Raw genomic sequence first — 19,105 nt, 5'->3', positions numbered from 1 at the left:
CACTGAGTCAGGCAAGTCTGACGAGGGATCAGGCGCGCGCGATAAGCGCGCTTATTCGGATCAGGCTGGCGTTCTCTTGCACCGCATGACCGGGTCGTGAAAGGTCTGCCCGCTCAGATACCAACGTCAATGATCGCCTGCGCCAGCACCGGTACCGTCCGGGAATTCAGCCCGGCAATGTTCATCCGACTGTCGCCGACCATGTAAATCCCGTGCTCGGCGCGTAACCTTTCCACCTTGTCGGGCGACGCCCCCAGTCGTGAAAACATGCCGCGATGCTGCGCCAGAAAACCAAACCTGTCCGATCCCGAAAGCCGCCGCAATTCGTCCGCCAACTGCTCGCGCAGTGCCAGCATGCCCTGCCGCACCTCTTCCAGTTCGACCTGCCAGTCGGCACGCAACACATCGTCGCTCAGTACGATGCTTACAAGCTTGCCACCGTGATCAGGCGGGAAGGAATAATTCTGCCGGCTGAGATAGGCCAGATTGCCCTGCATCACGCCATGCAGGCCCTTTTCCTGTGCAACGGCCATCAACAGGCCGGTCCGCTCGCGGTAGATACCGAAATTCTTTGAACAGCTTGCCGCAATCAGTGCCTCGGGGCAATTGGCCGCCACCAACCGGGTGGCGGCAGCGTCCTTGTCCAGACCATCGCCGAAACCCTGATAGGCAATGTCGATCATCGGGACAGCGCCTTTGGCATTCAACAGATCAACAACCTGCTGCCACTGCATCAGGTTGAGGTTGGCGCCCGTCGGGTTGTGGCAACAGCCATGCAACAGCACCAGATCGCCCGCTTTCACCTGATCCAGATCGGCCATCATGGCACCGAAATCCACACCACAGGTCTCGGTGTCGAAATACCTGTAGGTCACGGTTTCAATGCCGAGATGCTTTAAAATGCTCAGATGGTTGGGCCAGGTCGGGTCCGACACAAAAACCCGCGCGTCCGGGTTGGCCATCTGCACAAGCTCAAACGCCTGACGCACGGCCCCTGTCCCTCCGGGCGTGGCCACTGCCGCCACCCGATCACGGGCCACAGCATCGCCCAGCACCAGCGAAATCATCGTATCAGAAAACGCCGCGTCCCCGGCCAGCGTGACATAGGTTTTTGTGGTCTCTTCTTCCCAAAGTTTGCGCTCGGCCGCCTTGACGGCGCGCATGATCGGGGTCTGGCCCTGGGCGTTTTTGTAGACGCCCACACCCAGATCAATCTTGTTCTCCCGCGGATCTTCACGAAAGGCCTGAATAAGCGCCAGTATCTTGTCGGCGGGCTGCTGTTTGAGATTGGAAAACATTGCTTATTCTCCGGTGGCGACGGGTAGGGTGGGAAAGGCCCCCCATTCCGTCCAGGATCCGTCATAAAGCGCGTGGTCGGTTCTACCGATCCGCGCCAGTGCAAGGTTGATGATCGCTGCCGTCACACCCGACCCACAGGTGGTGATCACCGGCTTGGCGGCATCCAGGCCCACCGCGTCAAAGACCGCGCGCAGTGCGTCTGGGTCTTTCATCGTGCCGTCCTCGGACAGCAACGCGGTATAGGGAACATTCTTTGACCCCGGAATATGCCCGCTGCGCAGTCCGTCGCGCGGCTCGGGTGTCTCGCCCCGGAACCGCCCGGCGGATCGTGCATCCAGAATTTCGTAATCCCCCAGCTTCGAGGCCGCCGACACCTGGGTGACATCCTTGACCAGATGATTCTGCCGCCGCACCGTCATGTGCCTGTCGCGCACAACGGGGGGCAGATCCTCAATCTCGCGGCCTTCGGCCTGCCATTTGGGCAGCCCGCCGTCCAGTACGGCGATATTGTCCTGGCCCATCAGCTTGAACAGCCACCACACGCGCGCGGCAGAAAACAGGCCATGGGCGTCATAGACCACCACCTGATGCCCGTCGCCGACACCCAGGGCGCGCAGACGCGACATGAACTTTTCAACCGGAGGTGCCATATGCGGCAGGTCCGACCGGCTGTCGCTGATGTCATCTATATCGAAAAACCGCGCGCCGGGGATATGCGCAGCGTGATATTCCGCCTTCGCATCGCGCCCGTCGGACGGCATGAACCACGTGCCATCCAGCACCCTAAGATCAGGGTCTTTCAGGTGGCTTTGCAGCCAGTCAGTGGAAACAAGTGTTTTCGGATCATCAAGTGCCATGGGCGCCCCCGGTTCAAGACGCGCCCTGCGTACCTTCTACAGGTCCAAAGAGCAAGGCCAAGCCATGCTCTGATGCCTTTTAATCCTGCGTCATTTTACCAGCAGTTTCTTGACCAGCCCGACGATCACCATGGCGACCCCGCCACCAACACCACCCGACGCCACCTGACCGCCGATCGCACCGGCATCCATCCCACCGGAGGCCGCCAGGCCACCTGCCCCCAAGGACGCCAGAATCTGCCCGCCCAGAACACCACCGACGATCCCGGCAATCGAATTTCCCAGCACTCCAAGGTTGAAATTCTTCATCAGGTCTCCGGCGACATTGCCGCCAACCGCACCTGAAATAAGACTGATAAGAAGTTCCACAAACACACTCACTCGGTTTCACTGACTGAAACCCACCAGAGTAACAAACCCTGTCCTAAGAGGAAAAACCCTTGGGTAAATCCCCTGCTCTCAACCGTGATCCTTCAACAAGCGCTGTTTTTGCCGGTTCCAGTCACGCTTGGCTTCGGTCTCGCGCTTGTCGTGGTTCTGTTTACCCTTGGCGATACCGATCTTTAACTTGGCCAGACCGCGATGGTTGAAATACAATACCAGCGGCACCAGCGTCATGCCCTTGCGCTGCGTTTCACTCCACAGCCGCGCCATCTCTTTGCGGGATACCAGCAGCTTGCGGCGGCGCTTTTCCTCATGGGTGAATGTTTTGGCCTGCTCGTAAGGTGCGATATAGCTGTTCACCAGCCACAACTCACCGTTATCTACGGTGGCATAGCTTTCGGCAATGTTCGCGCCGCCCTGCCGCAGTGATTTCACTTCCGAGCCTTCAAGTATAATACCGCATTCGATGTCATCCTCGATCGCGTAATCATACCGGGCACGCCGGTTCTCGGCGATGACTTTGTAGTTCGGATTTTCCTTCGGCTTGGCCATTGGTGTGTCCTATCGGCGGCGGCGGTGACTGTCCAGCGAAGCGACTAGATAGTCATTTAATCGGCCCGCGCCAAGGGATCGGTTTGGTATCACCTCCGACCCGCCAAAAAGCTGTCCGGCCCTTCGGGTTACTGCCCCTTGTCAGATTAGCGCCATGCGGGCCAGTCCCGCGCGCAGATCATCACCATGTTGCCCCCGCTCCGGGACCGGTCCGGGGCTTTGGTCGTGTCCGTCAAATCGCGGCGCCGGAGCGGGCTGCAACAGGCCATCTTTGGTGGACCAGACCTTGCGCGCGGCCATGTGCGGATCTCTCCCGGCCTCTTGCGGAGCCAGCACAGGTGCGGCACAAGCGTCTGAATTTTCAAATATTTCCGCCCAATATACCAAAGGTTCTGCGGCCAGAATTTCCGCCAGTGCGCGGGTCTGTTCAGGCCATTGCGCCGGGTCATTCTGCGAGGCGAATACCGGATCTTCACCCAGGTTCAGACGGTGCAGAAACTCGGCGTAAAACCTAGGTTCAAGGCATTGCACACTCAGATACCCGCCACAGGCACAGGCGTAGGTGCGCGACCAGTGTGGCCCGTCCAGCAGGCTTTTCCCGCGTTCTTTCAACAGGTTGCCACTTGGCGCCATTGACATCAGCAAAGCCATCATATGGGCTGAGCCATCCACAATCGCCGCATCCACCACCGTGCCCACTCCGGTTCTCGCCGCCTTCAGCAGGCCCGCCAGGATTCCCGCCACCAGATAAAGCGCGCCGCCCCCCACATCCCCCAACAGTGTTGGCGGTGTGAGCGGTGGCGATGCGGCTTCCGAGGCATACCAAAGCGCCCCGGATGTGGCGAGATAGTTCAGATCATGCCCTGCCATCCGTGACTTGGGCCCATCCTGCCCCCATCCCGTCATGCGGCCGTAAACCAGCTTGGGGTTTTCGTGCTGCATCTCGTCCGGCCCCAGTCCCAAACGTTCCATCACCCCCGGCCTGAACCCTTCAATCAGCGCATCCGCTGTGGAAATCAGCGCCTTGGCTATTGTCAGGTCAGCGGGCAGCTTCAGATTCAGCACAATGGATTTCTTCCCCCGGTCCAGAAGATTGGTCCCGCCCGCCACCGGATTGCCTGCGCCGGGGCGATGGATCACAATCACCTCGGCCCCAAGATCGGCCAGCATCATAGCGGCAAACGGCCCGGGCCCCAGCCCCTCAAACTCGACCACGCGAATACCCTGCAACATTTCGCAACTCCCTCTGCCTGCCCCAAAGCAACGCACAGGGGCCGCAAGGTCAATAGCGGCGATGCACCCGTTTCCGGCTGACAAGGGGCCGGTTGCGCTGACGTTCGCGCAGAAAAACAAACAAGCCGGACCCCAGGATTAACGAAATCCCTGCAAAAACAACCGGACTTGGCAGGTTGCCCCAGATCAACCAACCCCAGAATATCGCCAGAGGCAGACCGGCATATTCAAAGGGCGCCACCGTGGCCGCGTCGGCCATCCGATATGCCTGTGCCAGCGTGTAGCCAATAATGGCCGAATTTAATCCAAGTCCCAGAAATAGATATATATCATTGCCCTGTGGCCAGACCCAGGCCCGCAACAGGAAAATCAGACTAGGGTTATCCATGCCATCTACAAAACGCCCGTCACCGGCCACGGCCCAAAATCCCAAACTGACAAGGATGAAAACCGCCTGCACATAAACTGCCAGCGCCGATGCCTTTGACACCATGCCCAGCTTGCGGGTCAGGACCTGATTGGCCGCATAGGTAAATGCGCTCAGAATGGGTAGCAAATAGACATATAACGGTGCTTCCCTCTCTGATCCGCTGTGCCAGGGCCGCGTCATGATGACCACACCGACAAAGCCGACAATGACCGCTCCAATCCGCAGCGGGCCAACTTTCTCGCCCAGTACAGGGATGCTCAGCAGGGTAATCATCAGTGGCGCCACAAAAAAGATCGCAGTGGTTTCGGCCAACGGCAACGCCGCCAATGCTGCGAAAAAGGACATGTTCGCAACCACAATCATCACCCCACGCAGCAGATGCAGGCCGGGCGTCTTCGTTTTCAGGATACCCCAACCGCCCTCGAACTGCACCAGAATCAGGCTAAAGCAGATACCGATGGCCGAGCGGGTAAAGACCATCTGATGCAACGGATAACCACCCGACAAAAACTTGATCAGCATGTCGTTGAACGAAATAGCCAGCATGGCAATTAGGATGATACCAATGCCCGCAGCAGAGTTGTGGCTGGTGGTCTGACGGGTCATAGGGCGAGTCCTTTCAAGCTGGCCTCTAACACGTCCGCGTCGGCAACGTCATGCCTGTTTGTGCTTTTCTGTCCCGGCCTTTCTGCACCTTCGCACAGACGACCCTGCGCACCCTGACAATTGCACTTGGCGACCATTTGATTAGGTTGCCGGAAAACCAGCGGAGAAACGCGATGGCGACCATTGTCAAAGTCAACGACCTGAGCAAGGTCTACCAAGGCGGGTTCGAGGCCCTGAAAAGCGTTTCCATAAGCATAGAGCAGGGCGAGATTCTGGCCCTGCTCGGGCCAAACGGGGCGGGCAAGACAACCCTGATCTCAATTCTGTGCGGCATCACCTCGCCCACGGGCGGCACCGCCACCGTGGACGGCCACGACATCATAACCAGCTACCGGCAGGCCCGCAGCCTGATTGGATTGGTCCCGCAAGAAGTGGCGCTGGAACCCTTTGAAAGGGTGATAAATACGGTAAGGTTTTCGCGTGGGCTTTTTGGTAAAAACCGCGATGATGCGCTGATAGAACGAATCCTTCGGCAACTGTCGCTTTGGGACAAGCGCCACAGCCGCATCCGCGAGCTTTCGGGTGGGATGAAACGCCGTGTGCTGATCGCCAAGGCACTGTGCCACGAACCGCGCGTTCTGTTTCTGGATGAACCCACGGCGGGCGTCGATGTCGAACTGCGTCGCGACATGTGGAAGATTGTCGAGGGTCTTCGCGCCGACGGCGTCACCATCATCCTGACCACCCATTATATCGAAGAGGCCGAGGCGATCGCCGACCGCGTGGGCGTGATCAACCATGGTGAGATTCTGCTGGTCGAAGAAAAAGATGCACTGATGAAGCGGATGGGCCGCAAGACCCTGCGTATAGATCTGAAAGACCCGGTATCGGCCGTGCCTGCCTCTTTGTCGGACTATGATCTAGAACTGGGGGCAGACGGGCGAACGCTCAGCTACCACTATGACACCCGCGGCGATGGCACCGGCATCACCCGCCTGCTGCAAGCCCTTTCAAAAGAAGGTCTGTCGCTGCGCGACATCCAGACCACGCAAAGCAGCCTGGAAGAGATTTTTGTAGGCCTGGTCAAGGAGGGCGCGGCATGAACCTGCATGCAATCTGGGCGATTTATCTTTATGAGATGAAACGATTTTTTCGAACCGTAATGGAAAGCCTGCTGTCACCGGTCATATCAACATCGCTGTATTTCGTGGTCTTCGGCGCCGCCATCGGCAGCCGGATCGATGAGGTCGAAGGGGTCAGCTATGGCGCCTTCATTGTGCCGGGACTGATCATGCTCAGCGTGATGACCCAATCGATCAGCAATGCATCTTTCGGCATCTACTTTCCAAAATTCATCGGCACGATATTCGAACTTTTATCCGCCCCGATCAATTTTCTGGAAATCGTGCTGGGCTATGTCGGCGCGGCCGCAACCAAATCGCTGCTGATCGGGGTGATCATTCTGGCCACGGCAGAGTTTTTCGTTGACCTGGATATTCAGCACCCTTTCGCGATGATGGCCTTTCTGGTGCTGACCTGCGTGTCATTTGCGCTTTTCGGCTTCATCATCGGAATATGGGCCGAGAACTTTCAACAGTTGCAACTGATCCCGCTGCTGGTGATCACGCCTTTGGTGTTTTTAGGAGGTTCCTTCTATTCCATATCGATGCTGCCGCCCGCATGGCAGACCGTGACGCTGTTCAACCCTGTGGTCTACCTCATCTCGGGTTTTCGCTGGTCGTTCTTTGGCACCGCAGATGTTGCAGTTGGGTATAGCCTGCTGGCCATCGCGCTGTTCCTCGGCATCTGCCTTGCGCTTGTCTGGCTGATTTTCAGGACTGGGTATCGCATTAAAAGCTGATTTCGGGCCGCGTGACTTATTTGCCCGACAAACATGTCTTTTTGAGCATTGTGGCCACACAGTTTGGTCATGCGCCTTGTTTGTCGTGCCCACGCGTTCTAAATCGGGCTACATGAAGCAATGGATCCCTTTTCTTAACCGCGGGCCCTTAGTGGCAATCGTCAGGCTTTCCGGCTCGATTGGGGCAGGCAGCCGGGCACAGCTTAGCGATGAGGTCATGGAGCCTTTATTAGAAAAGGCGTTCAAGCGCGGCAAACCTGCTGCGGTGGCCCTGATCATCAATTCTCCTGGTGGATCGCCTGTGCAATCCTCGCTGATTGCCGCGCGCATCCGTCGGCTGGCTGACGAAAAAGAAATTCCCGTGCATGCCTTTGTCGAAGATGTCGCCGCCTCGGGTGGCTACTGGCTGGCCACAGCTGCCGATGATATCTGGGTCGATCATGCCTCGGTCGTGGGGTCTATCGGCGTCATCTCGGCCGGATTCGGTGCGCCGGTCTTTTTGGCACGCCAAGGGCTGGAACGCCGGGTGCATACCTCGGTCAAATCCAAAAGCATGCTCGATCCGTTCCTGCCCGAAAAGGAAGAGGACGTAACCCGCCTTAAATCAATTCTTGAACAGATGCACACCACCTTTGTTGAACACGTCACAGCGCGGCGCGGCGACAAGCTCAGTGGCAAAAAGGATCTGTTCACCGGGGAGTTCTGGCTGGGCCGCCGCGCGATTGAGCTGGGCCTTGTCGATGGCGCTGCCCACCCGGTTCCCAAACTGAAAGAGCTTTATGGAGACAAGGTGCGTTTCGCCAATTATGGCCGCAAACGCGGGTTACTCCGCCGCTTTGGCGCCGAACTGGCACAAGATGCTATCGCTACTATCGAGGAACGGGCCGACTACGCACGGTTTGGCCTCTGACGTGGTAATCAAAGTCGTCATATTATTTCTGGTCGGCATGGGCGTCATGGCCATGTTCGGCAAGCTGCGCTTTCCGGGACAGAAACGCCTGGCCTCGGCCAAATGTAAAATTTGCGGGCGCTACCGGATCGGCAAGGGGCCGTGTTCATGCCAGAAGGGCAAACCTAAATGATGCCATGGGCTCTTGCCGGTTTGGGGCTGGTCATCCTGTTGCTGGCAGGTGATGCGCTGGTCAAAGGTGCCGTGAACCTCAGCCTTCGGGTGGGCATCCCGGCCCTGATCGTTAGCCTGACCATTGTAGCCTTTGGCACATCGGCGCCGGAACTTCTGATTTCTGTCAACGCCGTGCTGGAAGGCAAACCCGGCCTGGCACTTGGCAATGTCGTAGGGTCAAATACTGCAAATATCCTGATGGTTCTCGGTGTGCCCGCCATCCTGTCAGTGCTTCACACCAGCGGCTGTAAATGCTTGAAAACCTATCTTTTCATGCTTGCCGCATCGTTCCTGTTTATCGGGCTGGCCTTTACCGGAGAATTTAATTTCACCTCTGGCCTCGTCCTTCTTGCGGCGTTGGCCTATGTTCTTTTCGATGCGCTACGCGATGCAACCCGTCACCGTCGCAGGATGGCCGCAGCCCTGGCTCTGAGCGAGGCGGACGGGATCGAAGATGTCGATGGTGCCGACCCCGATATGCCCTGGTGGCAAATCCTTGTCTTTCTGGTGCTGGGCCTGATCGGCCTGCCTCTTGGCGCGGATCTGCTGGTTGAAAATGCCTCGATCATCGCCCGCGAATATGGCGTCAGCGATTCAGTCATCGGGCTGACGCTGGTGGCCCTAGGCACGTCCCTGCCGGAACTGGCCACCACTGTCATGGCAGCCCTGCGCAAACAGGCGGACGTCGCGCTTGGCAATGTCATCGGGTCGAACATGTTCAACCTGCTGGCCATCATCGGCATCACCTCGCTGATCGGACGCATCCCCGTTGATCCCGAATTTTTGAAATTTGACCTGTGGGTGATGCTGGGTGCCTCGCTGTTGCTGATCCCGTTCGTCTTTTTCAAACAGGATATCGGGCGGGCCTGGGGTATTGCCCTTACCAGCCTCTATCTTATCTATATCGCCATTGTGTTGATCTGAACGGAGGCTGGGCATGACGCGGGCGTTGGTAACGGGTGCTGGCAAACGTCTGGGTCATGCCATGGCGCTGGAACTGGCCCGCCATGGCTATGACGTTGCCGTGCATTACGCAACTTCCGGTGCCGAGGCCGAATCTGTGGCAAGCGACATCCGTGACATTGGCCGCAACGCAATCACCCTTCAGGCTGATTTGCTGGATGAGTCTCAGGTACAACACCTGATACCTCAGGCTGCTGACGCCCTTGGCGGACCCCTGACGACCCTGATCAATAATGCTTCGGTTTTTGAATATGACAATCTTGCAACCGCGTCCCGTGAAGGCTGGGACAGGCATATGGAAAGCAATCTGCGCGCGCCCTTTGTGCTGACACAGGCCCTGGCCCGCGATGTGCCCGCGCCGCTGACCGATGCGAACGGTGAACCTGTGGCCCAGGGGCTGGTGATTAACATGATTGATCAGCGCGTACGCAAACTGACCCCCGAATTCATGAGCTACACCCTGTCCAAAATGGGCCTGTGGGCTTTTACCCAGACAGCGGCGCAAGCGCTGGCGCCTAGGGTGCGTGTCAATGCCATCGGGCCGGGCCCGACACTCCGAAGCCCCCGCCAAAGCGACAGCAATTTCCAGCTCCAGCGAAAATCCACCATTCTGGGCCGTGGCGCCAACCAACAGGACATCACCGCCGCGCTGAGTTACTTCCTCCACGCCCCTGCCGTGACCGGTCAGTTGCTTTGTGTGGACGGTGGCCAGCATCTTGGCTGGCGTACTCCGGATGTATTGGGCGTTGAATAGACAATCGTTAATGGCACCAAAGTTTTGCACTGTTCAATTAATTGTAAGAAAAGTGTTGCAAAAACTGTAATGTTTTCAGTGTTTTGGCAAATTCCTATATTTTTTTCCTTTTATTTCAACGGCCTGCGAAATTGCCTAAAAATTAAGCAAATCAAAGAACCCTGCCGAAAACAACGAAAAAAAACGGTTCGCGGAAAGTTATCACCAGAGTTATCCACATGATCCGTGGAAAGGTTTCCTCTTGCTCTGGCACCTGTATCATTGCAGCACGGTCCAAGAATCATATTTGAAAGACCATGCCGGACACATCTCAGGAAACTCAGCCCCAAACTGGGCACAAGGTCATCCAGTCTTATCTGAAGACGCTAGATTCGTCTCCGGGTGTCTACCGCATGCTGGATGCACAGGCGCGGGTGCTTTACGTCGGCAAGGCGCGAAATCTGCGTGCGCGTGTGGCAAACTATACGCGACCCACGGGGCACACCGGCCGTATTGCGCGGATGATCTCAGAAACTGCATCAATGATGTTTCTGACCACCGCAACCGAGACCGAGGCGTTGCTGCTTGAACAGAACCTGATCAAACAGCTCAAGCCGCGCTATAACGTGCTGCTGCGGGACGACAAAAGCTTTCCCAACATCCTTGTGACCAACACACATGACTTCCCGATGATAAAAAAGCATCGGGGAGCCAAAAAGGAAAAGGGCGCTTATTACGGCCCCTTCGCCAGCGCTGGCGCCGTCAACCGGACACTTGCGCAATTGCAACGCGTGTTTCAGCTGCGCAATTGCACCGATACTGTGTTCGAGAGTCGCACACGCCCCTGCCTGCAATACCAGATCAAACGCTGCACCGCGCCTTGTGTTGGCAAGATCAGCAAGTCAGACTATGCCGTCAGCGTTTCCGATGCCCAGCGTTATCTGTCCGGCAAATCGACCGAGATTCAGGACAAACTGAAATCTGAAATGTCCGCCGCCTCGGACGCGATGGAGTTTGAACGCGCTGCCGCCCTGCGCGACCGGATCAAGGCGCTGACGCAGGTGCAGACCAATCAGGGTATAAATCCGCGCACCGTGGACGAGGCCGATCTCATTGCCCTGCACCTAGATAAGGGGCAGGCCTGTGTGCAGGTCTTTTTTATCCGTGGTGGGCAAAACTGGGGCAATCGTGATTTCTATCCCCGTGTTGGCGCCGATGTGGAAGAACCCGAAGTGCTTGAAGCCTTCATTGGTCAGTTTTACGACAGCAAAGACCCGCCCCGCCATTTGATCCTGTCGCACAATATTGAAAACCCGGATCTGATGCAGGATGCGCTCAGTAGCAAGCTGGGCAGCAAGGTGGTACTCACCGTGCCATTGCGCGGCGAGAAGGCCGAACTGGTTGATGGCGCTCTGCGCAACGCCCGTGAAAGCCTCGCCCGTAAAATGGCTGAAACAGCGACACAGGGCAAACTGCTCAAAGGGTTGGCAGAAGCATTTGATCTGGACGCCCCGCCGCAACGGATCGAGGTTTACGACAACTCCCACATTCAGGGGGCCCACGCGGTGGGTGCAATGATTGTCGCAGGCCCCGAAGGTTTCATGAAAAACCACTACCGCAAGTTTAACATCAAAGGCGATGACCTGACCCCAGGCGATGATTTCGGCATGATGAAAGAGGTGCTGTTGCGCCGCTTCAAACGTCTGCTGAAAGAAGACCCCGAGCGTGAGAAAGGCCTGTGGCCTGATCTTTTGCTGATCGATGGCGGTGCCGGGCAGGTCAGTGCCGTGGCACAGATCATGCGCGAGATGGGGGTCGAAAACCTGCCGATGATCGGCGTCGCCAAGGGCGTTGACCGCGACCACGGTAAAGAGGAATTCCACCGCGTGGGGCAACGGGTCATGGCGCTCAGGCACAATGATCCGCTGCTTTATTTCATCCAGCGACTGCGTGACGAGGCACACCGCTTTGCCATCGGAACCCATCGTGCGAAACGCGCCAAAACCGTAGGCGCCACCCCGCTGGATGAGGTGCCGGGCGTCGGCGCAGCGCGCAAACGCGCCCTTCTGGCGCATTTCGGATCGGCCAAGGCGGTGAGCCGTGCCAACCTGTCGGACCTCAAAGCAGTTGACGGCGTGTCCGAAGCCTTGGCACAAAAGGTCTATGACTTCTTCCACGAAAAGGGATGACAATGCATAAGCGACCCGCCCCGTGAACCTGTTGGACCGCGCCGAGTTTGCGGCCCCGGATGAATTGGCGCAGCACCAGCAGGCAGCATGGGCGGTACAGCGCCGCCATGTTGCGAAATCGGCCTTTTATAGTGACCTGTGGCAAGGCCAGTCCGCCCCTGTTGACCTGCGTGACCTGGCGGAATTGCCGCTGTCGGACAAGGCGCAACTACGCCTGTCACAGGCCGCGCATCCGCCCTTTGGCAATTACATGACCGCCCCGCGCAGCACTGCCGTACGCCTGCATCGCACCTCTGGCACCACGGGCCAGGCGATGAACCTTGCCTTGTCGGCCAGCGATTGCGCCATTACCGAAGCCGTTGGCGGGCGCTGTCAGTCCTCTGCCGGGCTAACCCCGGATCACACCGTCGTGCATTGCCTGAATTACCAGATGTGGATGGGCGGCCTTACCGATCATATGACCCTTCAGGCGACAGGCGCCCTTGTGGTACCCTTTGGAGTGGGATCGACTGAACTGCTGGTGCGCACGATAAAAGAAGTGGGGATCACCGCGATTTCCTGCACACCCTCTTACCCTTCTGTGCTGGAACACGTGATTGCCGAAAAGTTTCCCGGTTTAAAGCCGCGTGATCTGGGCCTGAAACTGGGGCTTTTCGGCGGCGAAGCGGGCCTTGACGACCCGGCTTTTCGCGCCCGCCTGCGTGGTGTCTGGGGGATGGAGCCACGCAATGCCAATTACGGCGTCTCGGATGTGTTCTGCAATTTCGGCGCGCAATGCGACCACGACACGCGGCTGCACTTCATGGCCGCTGATGTGCTCTATCCCGAACTGATCGACCCGGAGACCGAGGCACCCGTGCCGCTGGAACCCGGACAGACCGGCGAGTTGGTGCTGACACATCTGGCCCGCGAATGCCAGCCACTGGTCCGCTTTCGCTCCGGCGATATCATCGCCGTAGACGAAACGACCCCCTGCACTTGTGGGCGTACCGGTTTCCGGTTCCGCGTCGTGGGCCGATCGGATGACATGGTCGTGGTGCGCGGGCTCAATCTGTTTCCCACCATGGTGGCCGCCGTCATCAACGAATTTTCCGCGCTTTCAGGCGACTACCGCATCACTCTGGATCAGCCACCGCCCTATGACTCCCTGCCGGTGCAGGTTGAACTGGCCAGAGGCCAGATTGGGCCGCCTGATCTCGCTGACAAGATCGCCCAAACCATCAAGTCCAAACTGGGCGCCACTGCCCGTGTCACCCTTGTGCCAAGTGGCAGTTTTCCACTGACCGAAGGCAAAACCAAACGCGTCATCCGGGGGTACCAATGACCGATTTTACCTATGAAACCGTCCTCAGTGCGCTGGACGATCACGGTGTGCGGACAATCACGCTCAACCGGCCCGACTGCCTGAATGCGATGAACCGGCAGCTGATCGACGATGTCGCGCGCGCCTTCGAGGATGCCAATGCCGATCCGGCCACCCGCGCCATGATCATGACCGGTGCGGGCAAGGCATTTTGCGCCGGAGATGACCGCCGCGCGCACGTCCACCCCGAAACCGAGGAACAGGCCCGCGATCTGGTGCAGGCCATCCAACGCGCAACCCATGCAATCACCCTTGGTACCAAACCGGTGGTGGGCGCCATAAACGGCTGGGCCGTAGGCGGTGGGTTTGAATGGGCGATCAACTGTGATTTTCCCATCTGGGCCAAATCAGCCCAAGGTTTTTTCCCCGAAGTTTCGCTGAACCTTTTTGTGACCGGTGCCGTCACCTCTCTCCTGCCTGCCTTGGTGGGTCTCAACAAAGCCCGCGAAATGCTGTTCTTCGGTGATCGCTACGGCGCCGAAGAACTGGGCGAAATCGGCCTTGCCTGGAAAGTCGTCGATGACGCAGCCCTCATGGACACCGCCGTAGAAACCGCTCGCCGCCTGGCTAACCTGCCAGTGCTGTCCGTCCGCGCGATGAAACGGGTCCTGAACGCCGCCGCCCTGCCCGATCTGCACCGTGCGCTGCACTTGGAAACCGATGCCACGGTGGCTGGCTTCATGGATCCCGAAACCACCAAACGCCTCAGTGCTTTCTAACGGCAACAAGGGCGCTTTCCCTAGGCGACCGAAGCGGTTAGAACCTAAATCATGAAGTGGAACATACCCAATATACTGACCACACTCCGCCTGCTGGCGGCCCCCGGCGTTGCCGTGATGTTTCTATATTTCACAAGGCCTTATGCCGACTGGTTTGCCCTATTGCTGTTTGTCAGCGCCGCCATCACCGATTGGTTCGACGGGTATCTGGCACGCAGCTGGAAACAGGAAACCCGCTTGGGCGCCATGTTGGATCCGATTGCCGACAAGGCAATGGTGGTGATTGCACTGATGGTCATCGTCGGCTATTCCAGCATGTCGCCCTGGCTGGTACTGCCCGCAACCATGATCCTCTTCCGCGAGGTTTTTGTCTCGGGCCTGCGCGAGTTTCTGGGCGATACCGCCGGGACACTCAAAGTGACCAAACTCGCCAAATGGAAAACTACAGCACAGATGACCGCAATAGCCGTACTGTTTGCGCAAGGCGTGTTCGAGCATTACTTTGGCATGTCGTCTTTCGGCATGGATCGGGCCCTGGTGATCGATATCCTCGAAGGCCGCGAAGAAGACCTTTTCGGCCTGAACTGGAAATACAACGGCATGTTCTGGGCTGGTCACGCCGGCATGTGGCTGCTGTGGCTGGCAGCCCTGCTGACTCTGATCACCGGGTATGATTATTTCAAGAAATCACTCCCTCACCTGAAGGATGATCACTGATGGATGTGCTTTACTTCGCCTGGGTTCGCGAACGTGTCGGCCGGGCCAAAGACAGGGTCGACACAAACCCAGCTACCGTTATGGATCTGATCGAAGACCTTCGCGCCCGCGAACCGCGCTATCAGGCCGCCTTTGCCGATCTCAGCGCTTTGCGCGTTGCGGTCGATCAGGAACTTGCAGATTTCAACGCGTCCCTGAAGACTGCCCGCGAAGTGGCGTTCTTCCCGCCGATGACCGGGGGCTGACTTATGGATATCCGGGTGCAGGAGGCCGCGTTTGACTTTGGATCCGAGGCCAATGCATTTGCCTCCCGTCAAGCAGGCATGGGGGCGGTCGTGACCTTCACCGGCATCGTACGCGATCTGGGCACCGCCTCGCTCAGTGCGATGGAGATCGAGCACTACCCCGGGATGACAGAAAAAGCACTGGAAAAGATCGCTAAAGATGCTTCAAGCCGTTGGAATCTGGGCGATATTCTTATCATCCACCGCTATGGCCGCCTGCACCCGCAAGAGATGATCATGATGGTCGCCACCGCGTCGCGCCACCGGGCAGATGCGTTTCAGGCCGCTGAATTCCTGATGGATTTCCTGAAATCCCGCGCGCCGTTCTGGAAAAAGGAACTGACCCGCGATGGGGCCGATTGGGTGGAAGCCAAGGACGAAGACGAGGCCGCGCTGACCCGCTGGTGAATGTACGCATCGTACGAAACGTACGCAGATTTCGTACGCTCCAGACCCGGTCCTCGCAAATGAGCGTACGTTTTGACGTAAGGTCGGGCTTGAGCCAGCGAGCAGTCCGGGCAGGATGCAAGCCAGACAACCCGGCGGAGCCCCCCAGATGACCGACGTCCTTCAAGCCTATATCGACGACCTTCACCCCAAGGCCCAGGGCCATATCCGGGGCACGGCGAAACTGGTGATCCAGGGCCACGGCAGCGTGATGCTGGACGAGCACGGTGCACGTGCGGGCGACGATCCGGCCGATGTGGTGCTGATCGCCGGTGACGAGGTGTTTCGCAATATCCTGTCGGGGGATCAGAACCCGGTGATGGCTTTCATGTCGGGCAAGCTCAAGGTCGACGGCAATGTGCAACGCGCGCTCAAGGTCAGTGCGATCCTAACGAGTTGACCGACTTCGTTACGTAAATCACATCCACAAGCGGGCAATGACTTAAGTGAAGGCTGAACTGCCGTCGAGTGCCGGGCAACGGGTGTCGTCCGCTCTGGGATCTTTAAGACATTCGTTCACAAAAAAACGCCCCCGCAAATGCAGGGGCGTTCATTGCTTTAGTGCACAACCGCGTCTTCGGGCGGCTCGCGCCGGGAGCTGCCGACCCGGTCGCCGATGATCAGACCATCGGCCCCTGCGGTAACGGATACTGTGCTGCCATCCAGCACGTCACCGGCCAACAGCAACTCGGCCAGCGGATCCTGCAGGGCGCGCTGAATGACCCGTTTCAGGGGGCGCGCGCCAAAGACCGGATCGTATCCTTCATCCGCCAGCCATTTCAGCGCGGCCTCGTCCACATCGAGCGTGATTTTGCGACCCAGCAGACGTTTGGCCAGAAGGCGCAACTGGATATCCACAATGGCGCCCATATCGTCGCGGCTGAGGCGGTCAAAGATGATCGTCTCGTCCAGACGGTTGAGGAATTCGGGGCGGAAATGGGCCCGCACCGCATCCATCACGTCGCGTTTGGCATCGCTGGCGTCTGCACCCTCGGGCAGTTGGCTCAGTGCCTGCGCCCCAAGATTGGAGGTCAAGATGATCAGCGTCTGCTTGAAATCCACCCGGTGCCCCTGACCATCGGTCAGAACGCCATCGTCCAGAACCTGCAGCAGCACGTTGAACACGTCGGCATGAGCCTTTTCGACCTCGTCAAACAGGATCACCTGATACGGGCGGCGACGTACGGCCTCGGTCAGAACACCGCCTTCGTCATAGCCGACATAACCCGGAGGCGCGCCGATCAGACGGGAAACCGAGTGTTTCTCCATGAATTCCGACATGTCGATTCGCACCATGGCGTTGTCATCATCAAACAGATACTCGGCCACGGCCTTGGTCAGTTCGGTCTTACCCACGCCTGTGGGCCCAAGGAACAGGAAGCTGCCAAGCGGGCGGTTCTCGTCGTTCAGCCCCGCACGGGCCCGGCGTACCGCATTGGCCACGGCCTTGACCGCCGCATTCTGGCCGATCACCCGCTTGTGCAGGTTCTCTTCCATGCCCAGCAGTTTCTCACGTTCGCCCTCCAGCATTTTCGAGGTCGGGATGCCGGTCCAGCGTTCCACCACCTGCGCGATCTGTTCGGGGCGTACGGCCTCTTCGACCATCACGCCTTCGTCTTCGGCTTGTTCAGCCTCGGACAGTTGCTTTTCCAGCCCCGGAATCACGCCGTAGGAAAGCTCGCCTGCCTTGGCCAGATCGCCCTCGCGTTTGGCGTGGTCCAGCTCGATGCGGGCGCGGTCAAGCTGTTCCTTGAGATCGCGGGCACTGGCCAGAACATCGCGTTCGGCCTGCCATTGCGCCGTCATCTCGGACGAGCGTTCCAACAGGTCGGCCAGTTCCTTTTCCAGCTTTTCAAGCCGGTCTTTGCTGGCTGCGTCATCCTCTTTCTTCAGCGCTTCGGCCTCAATCTGCTTTTGCAGAATCTCGCGGTCCAGCGCATCAAGCTCCTCGGGCTTGCTGTCGACTTCCATGCGCAGACGGCTGGCGGCCTCGTCCATCAGGTCGATGGCCTTGTCGGGCAGGAACCGGTCGGTGATATAACGGTGCGACAGGGTTGCGGCGGTTACAAGGGCGCTGTCCGAGATCCGCACCCCGTGGTGCAGTTCGTACTTTTCCTTGATCCCGCGCAGGATGCTGATCGTATCCTCGACTGTCGGCTCTTCAATCACCAAAGGCTGGAACCGGCGGGCCAGAGCCGCGTCTTTTTCCACGTGTTTGCGGTATTCATCCAGGGTGGTGGCGCCGATACAGTGCAATTCGCCGCGCGCCAGGGCCGGTTTGATCAGGTTGGCGGCATCCATCGCGCCGTCACCCTTACCGGCACCAACCAGCGTGTGCATCTCGTCGATGAAAAGAATGATTTCACCGGCTGCCGCAGTGACCTCGTTCAACACGGCCTTCAGACGTTCTTCAAATTCCCCACGGTATTTCGCACCGGCGATCAGCGCACCCATGTCAAGTGACAGCAGGCGCTTGTTCTGCAGGCTCTCGGGCACGTCGCCATTGACGATCCGCAGGGCAAGCCCCTCGGCAATCGCGGTTTTACCGACGCCCGGTTCACCAATCAGAACCGGGTTGTTCTTGGTCCGGCGGCTGAGGATTTGCATCGAGCGGCGAATTTCATCGTCACGACCGATGATCGGGTCGATCTTGCCCTCTTCGGCAGCCTTGGTCAGATCACGCGCATATTTTTCCAATGCTTCATAAGTATCCTCGGCTGACGCACTATCTGCGGTGCGACCCTTACGAATATCGTTGATCGCTTCGTTCAGCTTTTGTGCCGTCACCGCACCGGCCTCCAGCGCATCCTTTGCCGGACTTTTGACAACCGCCAATGCCGTCAGAATACGCTCGACCGGAACAAAGCTGTCCTTGGCCTTGGTTGCCAGTTTCTCGGCCTCGTCCAGCACTTTGCCGGTCTGCTGATCCATATAGGTCTGACCAACATCGCCGCTGACCTGCGGAATCTTGGCCATCGCCAGATCAAGCGCCTGAACCACGCGTTCCGGCGCGCCGCCAGCCCGTTTGATCAGGTTGCTGGCCAGCCCTTCGCTGTCGTCCATCAATGCTTTCAGAATATGCTCGGGCGCCAGCTTCTGGTGGCTTTCCCGCATGGCGATCGTCTGTGCTGCCTGAATGAAACCGCGCGACCGCTCGGTGAACTTGTTCAAGTCCATCGTTCTCTCCTTTTTACAAGCGTTACCCCGTTTGCGTACCCAGCGTTAGGCATACGACGTTCGGGAACCTCAACAGAGCAGATGGGATTTGCACCACACCTGTTCAAGTCTCATCTTCACGGATTCGCGGGCATCGCGCGATGATTTGCGTCAAATTGGCACATTTTT

Annotated in this window: 19 protein-coding genes; 12 read left to right on the top strand and 7 right to left on the bottom strand. The window is 58.3% G+C overall.

The window, feature by feature from the left end; translation table 11 throughout:
* Positions 1–113 precede the first annotated feature (113 nt).
* The 6 genes from PEL8287_RS06010 to PEL8287_RS05985 form a co-directional block, all read right to left on the bottom strand.
* Positions 114–1,298, bottom strand: a complete 1,185-nt coding sequence (locus PEL8287_RS06010; RefSeq protein ID WP_085891436.1) for an amino acid aminotransferase — start codon at positions 1,296–1,298, stop codon at positions 114–116.
* A gap of 3 nt (positions 1,299–1,301) precedes the next feature.
* Positions 1,302–2,156, bottom strand: coding sequence for a 3-mercaptopyruvate sulfurtransferase (gene sseA, locus PEL8287_RS06005; protein ID WP_085891435.1), 855 nt, complete (start codon positions 2,154–2,156; stop codon positions 1,302–1,304).
* 90 nt (positions 2,157–2,246) lie between these two features.
* Entirely contained in the window at positions 2,247–2,525 is a 279-nt protein-coding gene (locus tag PEL8287_RS06000; RefSeq protein ID WP_176228566.1) for a hypothetical protein, read from the bottom strand.
* A gap of 90 nt (positions 2,526–2,615) precedes the next feature.
* On the bottom strand, positions 2,616–3,092 hold the full coding sequence (gene smpB / locus PEL8287_RS05995; RefSeq protein ID WP_085891433.1) for an SsrA-binding protein SmpB: 477 nt from the start codon (positions 3,090–3,092) through the stop codon (positions 2,616–2,618).
* Positions 3,093–3,233: 141 nt separating this feature from the next.
* Entirely contained in the window at positions 3,234–4,325 is a 1,092-nt protein-coding gene (locus PEL8287_RS05990; RefSeq protein WP_085891432.1) for a CaiB/BaiF CoA transferase family protein, read from the bottom strand.
* Between the two features lie 49 nt (positions 4,326–4,374).
* The gene (locus PEL8287_RS05985; protein ID WP_085891430.1) at positions 4,375–5,361 is read right to left on the bottom strand and encodes a DMT family transporter; all 987 of its coding nucleotides are present in this window, start codon (positions 5,359–5,361) and stop codon (positions 4,375–4,377) included.
* Between the two features lie 173 nt (positions 5,362–5,534).
* Here PEL8287_RS05985 and PEL8287_RS05980 point away from each other — a divergent pair, with 173 nt between their 5' ends.
* From PEL8287_RS05980 to PEL8287_RS05920, 12 genes are all read left to right on the top strand, one after another.
* Positions 5,535–6,464: an ABC transporter ATP-binding protein gene (locus tag PEL8287_RS05980; RefSeq protein WP_085891510.1), complete on the top strand. Its 930-nt coding sequence runs from the start codon at positions 5,535–5,537 to the stop codon at positions 6,462–6,464.
* Complete coding sequence (locus PEL8287_RS05975; RefSeq protein ID WP_085891429.1) at positions 6,461–7,222, top strand: ABC transporter permease; 762 nt, start codon at positions 6,461–6,463, stop codon at positions 7,220–7,222. Before PEL8287_RS05980 ends, PEL8287_RS05975 begins: the two co-directional genes overlap by 4 nt.
* Positions 7,223–7,334: 112 nt before the next feature.
* Positions 7,335–8,132: a S49 family peptidase gene (locus PEL8287_RS05970; protein ID WP_085891428.1), complete on the top strand. Its 798-nt coding sequence runs from the start codon at positions 7,335–7,337 to the stop codon at positions 8,130–8,132.
* A 168-nt stretch (positions 8,133–8,300) separates the two neighbouring features.
* On the top strand, positions 8,301–9,269 hold the full coding sequence (locus PEL8287_RS05960; RefSeq protein ID WP_085891426.1) for a calcium/sodium antiporter: 969 nt from the start codon (positions 8,301–8,303) through the stop codon (positions 9,267–9,269).
* Positions 9,270–9,282: 13 nt separating this feature from the next.
* Complete coding sequence (locus PEL8287_RS05955; RefSeq protein ID WP_085891425.1) at positions 9,283–10,062, top strand: SDR family oxidoreductase; 780 nt, start codon at positions 9,283–9,285, stop codon at positions 10,060–10,062.
* A gap of 296 nt (positions 10,063–10,358) precedes the next feature.
* Entirely contained in the window at positions 10,359–12,230 is a 1,872-nt protein-coding gene (gene uvrC, locus PEL8287_RS05950; protein ID WP_085891424.1) for an excinuclease ABC subunit UvrC, read from the top strand.
* Positions 12,231–12,252: 22 nt separating this feature from the next.
* Complete coding sequence (locus PEL8287_RS05945; protein ID WP_085891423.1) at positions 12,253–13,554, top strand: phenylacetate--CoA ligase family protein; 1,302 nt, start codon at positions 12,253–12,255, stop codon at positions 13,552–13,554.
* Positions 13,551–14,312 (top strand): enoyl-CoA hydratase/isomerase family protein, encoded by a 762-nt coding sequence (locus tag PEL8287_RS05940; protein ID WP_085891422.1) that lies wholly within the window; start codon positions 13,551–13,553, stop codon positions 14,310–14,312. Before PEL8287_RS05945 ends, PEL8287_RS05940 begins: the two co-directional genes overlap by 4 nt.
* Before the next feature lie 51 nt (positions 14,313–14,363).
* Positions 14,364–15,029 carry a CDP-diacylglycerol--glycerol-3-phosphate 3-phosphatidyltransferase gene (pgsA, locus tag PEL8287_RS05935; RefSeq protein ID WP_085891421.1) on the top strand — a complete coding sequence of 222 codons (666 nt, stop codon included), beginning with the start codon at positions 14,364–14,366 and terminating at the stop codon, positions 15,027–15,029.
* Positions 15,029–15,274 (top strand): molybdopterin converting factor subunit 1, encoded by a 246-nt coding sequence (moaD, locus tag PEL8287_RS05930; RefSeq protein ID WP_085891420.1) that lies wholly within the window; start codon positions 15,029–15,031, stop codon positions 15,272–15,274. The genes pgsA and moaD overlap by 1 nt, the downstream gene beginning before the upstream one ends.
* A 3-nt stretch (positions 15,275–15,277) precedes the next feature.
* Positions 15,278–15,721 (top strand): molybdenum cofactor biosynthesis protein MoaE, encoded by a 444-nt coding sequence (locus tag PEL8287_RS05925; protein ID WP_085891419.1) that lies wholly within the window; start codon positions 15,278–15,280, stop codon positions 15,719–15,721.
* Between the two features lie 148 nt (positions 15,722–15,869).
* Positions 15,870–16,160, top strand: coding sequence for an SCP2 sterol-binding domain-containing protein (locus PEL8287_RS05920; protein WP_085891418.1), 291 nt, complete (start codon positions 15,870–15,872; stop codon positions 16,158–16,160).
* Between the two features lie 158 nt (positions 16,161–16,318).
* Here PEL8287_RS05920 and clpB read toward each other — a convergent pair whose 3' ends face one another.
* Positions 16,319–18,937 (bottom strand): ATP-dependent chaperone ClpB, encoded by a 2,619-nt coding sequence (gene clpB, locus PEL8287_RS05915; protein ID WP_085891416.1) that lies wholly within the window; start codon positions 18,935–18,937, stop codon positions 16,319–16,321.
* Positions 18,938–19,105 lie beyond the last annotated feature (168 nt).

Source organism: Roseovarius litorisediminis (genome assembly GCF_900172295.1).
GTDB classification, from domain to species: Bacteria; Pseudomonadota; Alphaproteobacteria; order Rhodobacterales; family Rhodobacteraceae; genus Roseovarius; species Roseovarius litorisediminis.
Note: the sequence above shows the minus strand (reverse complement) of the source record. Positions and strands in the feature narration are given on the sequence as shown.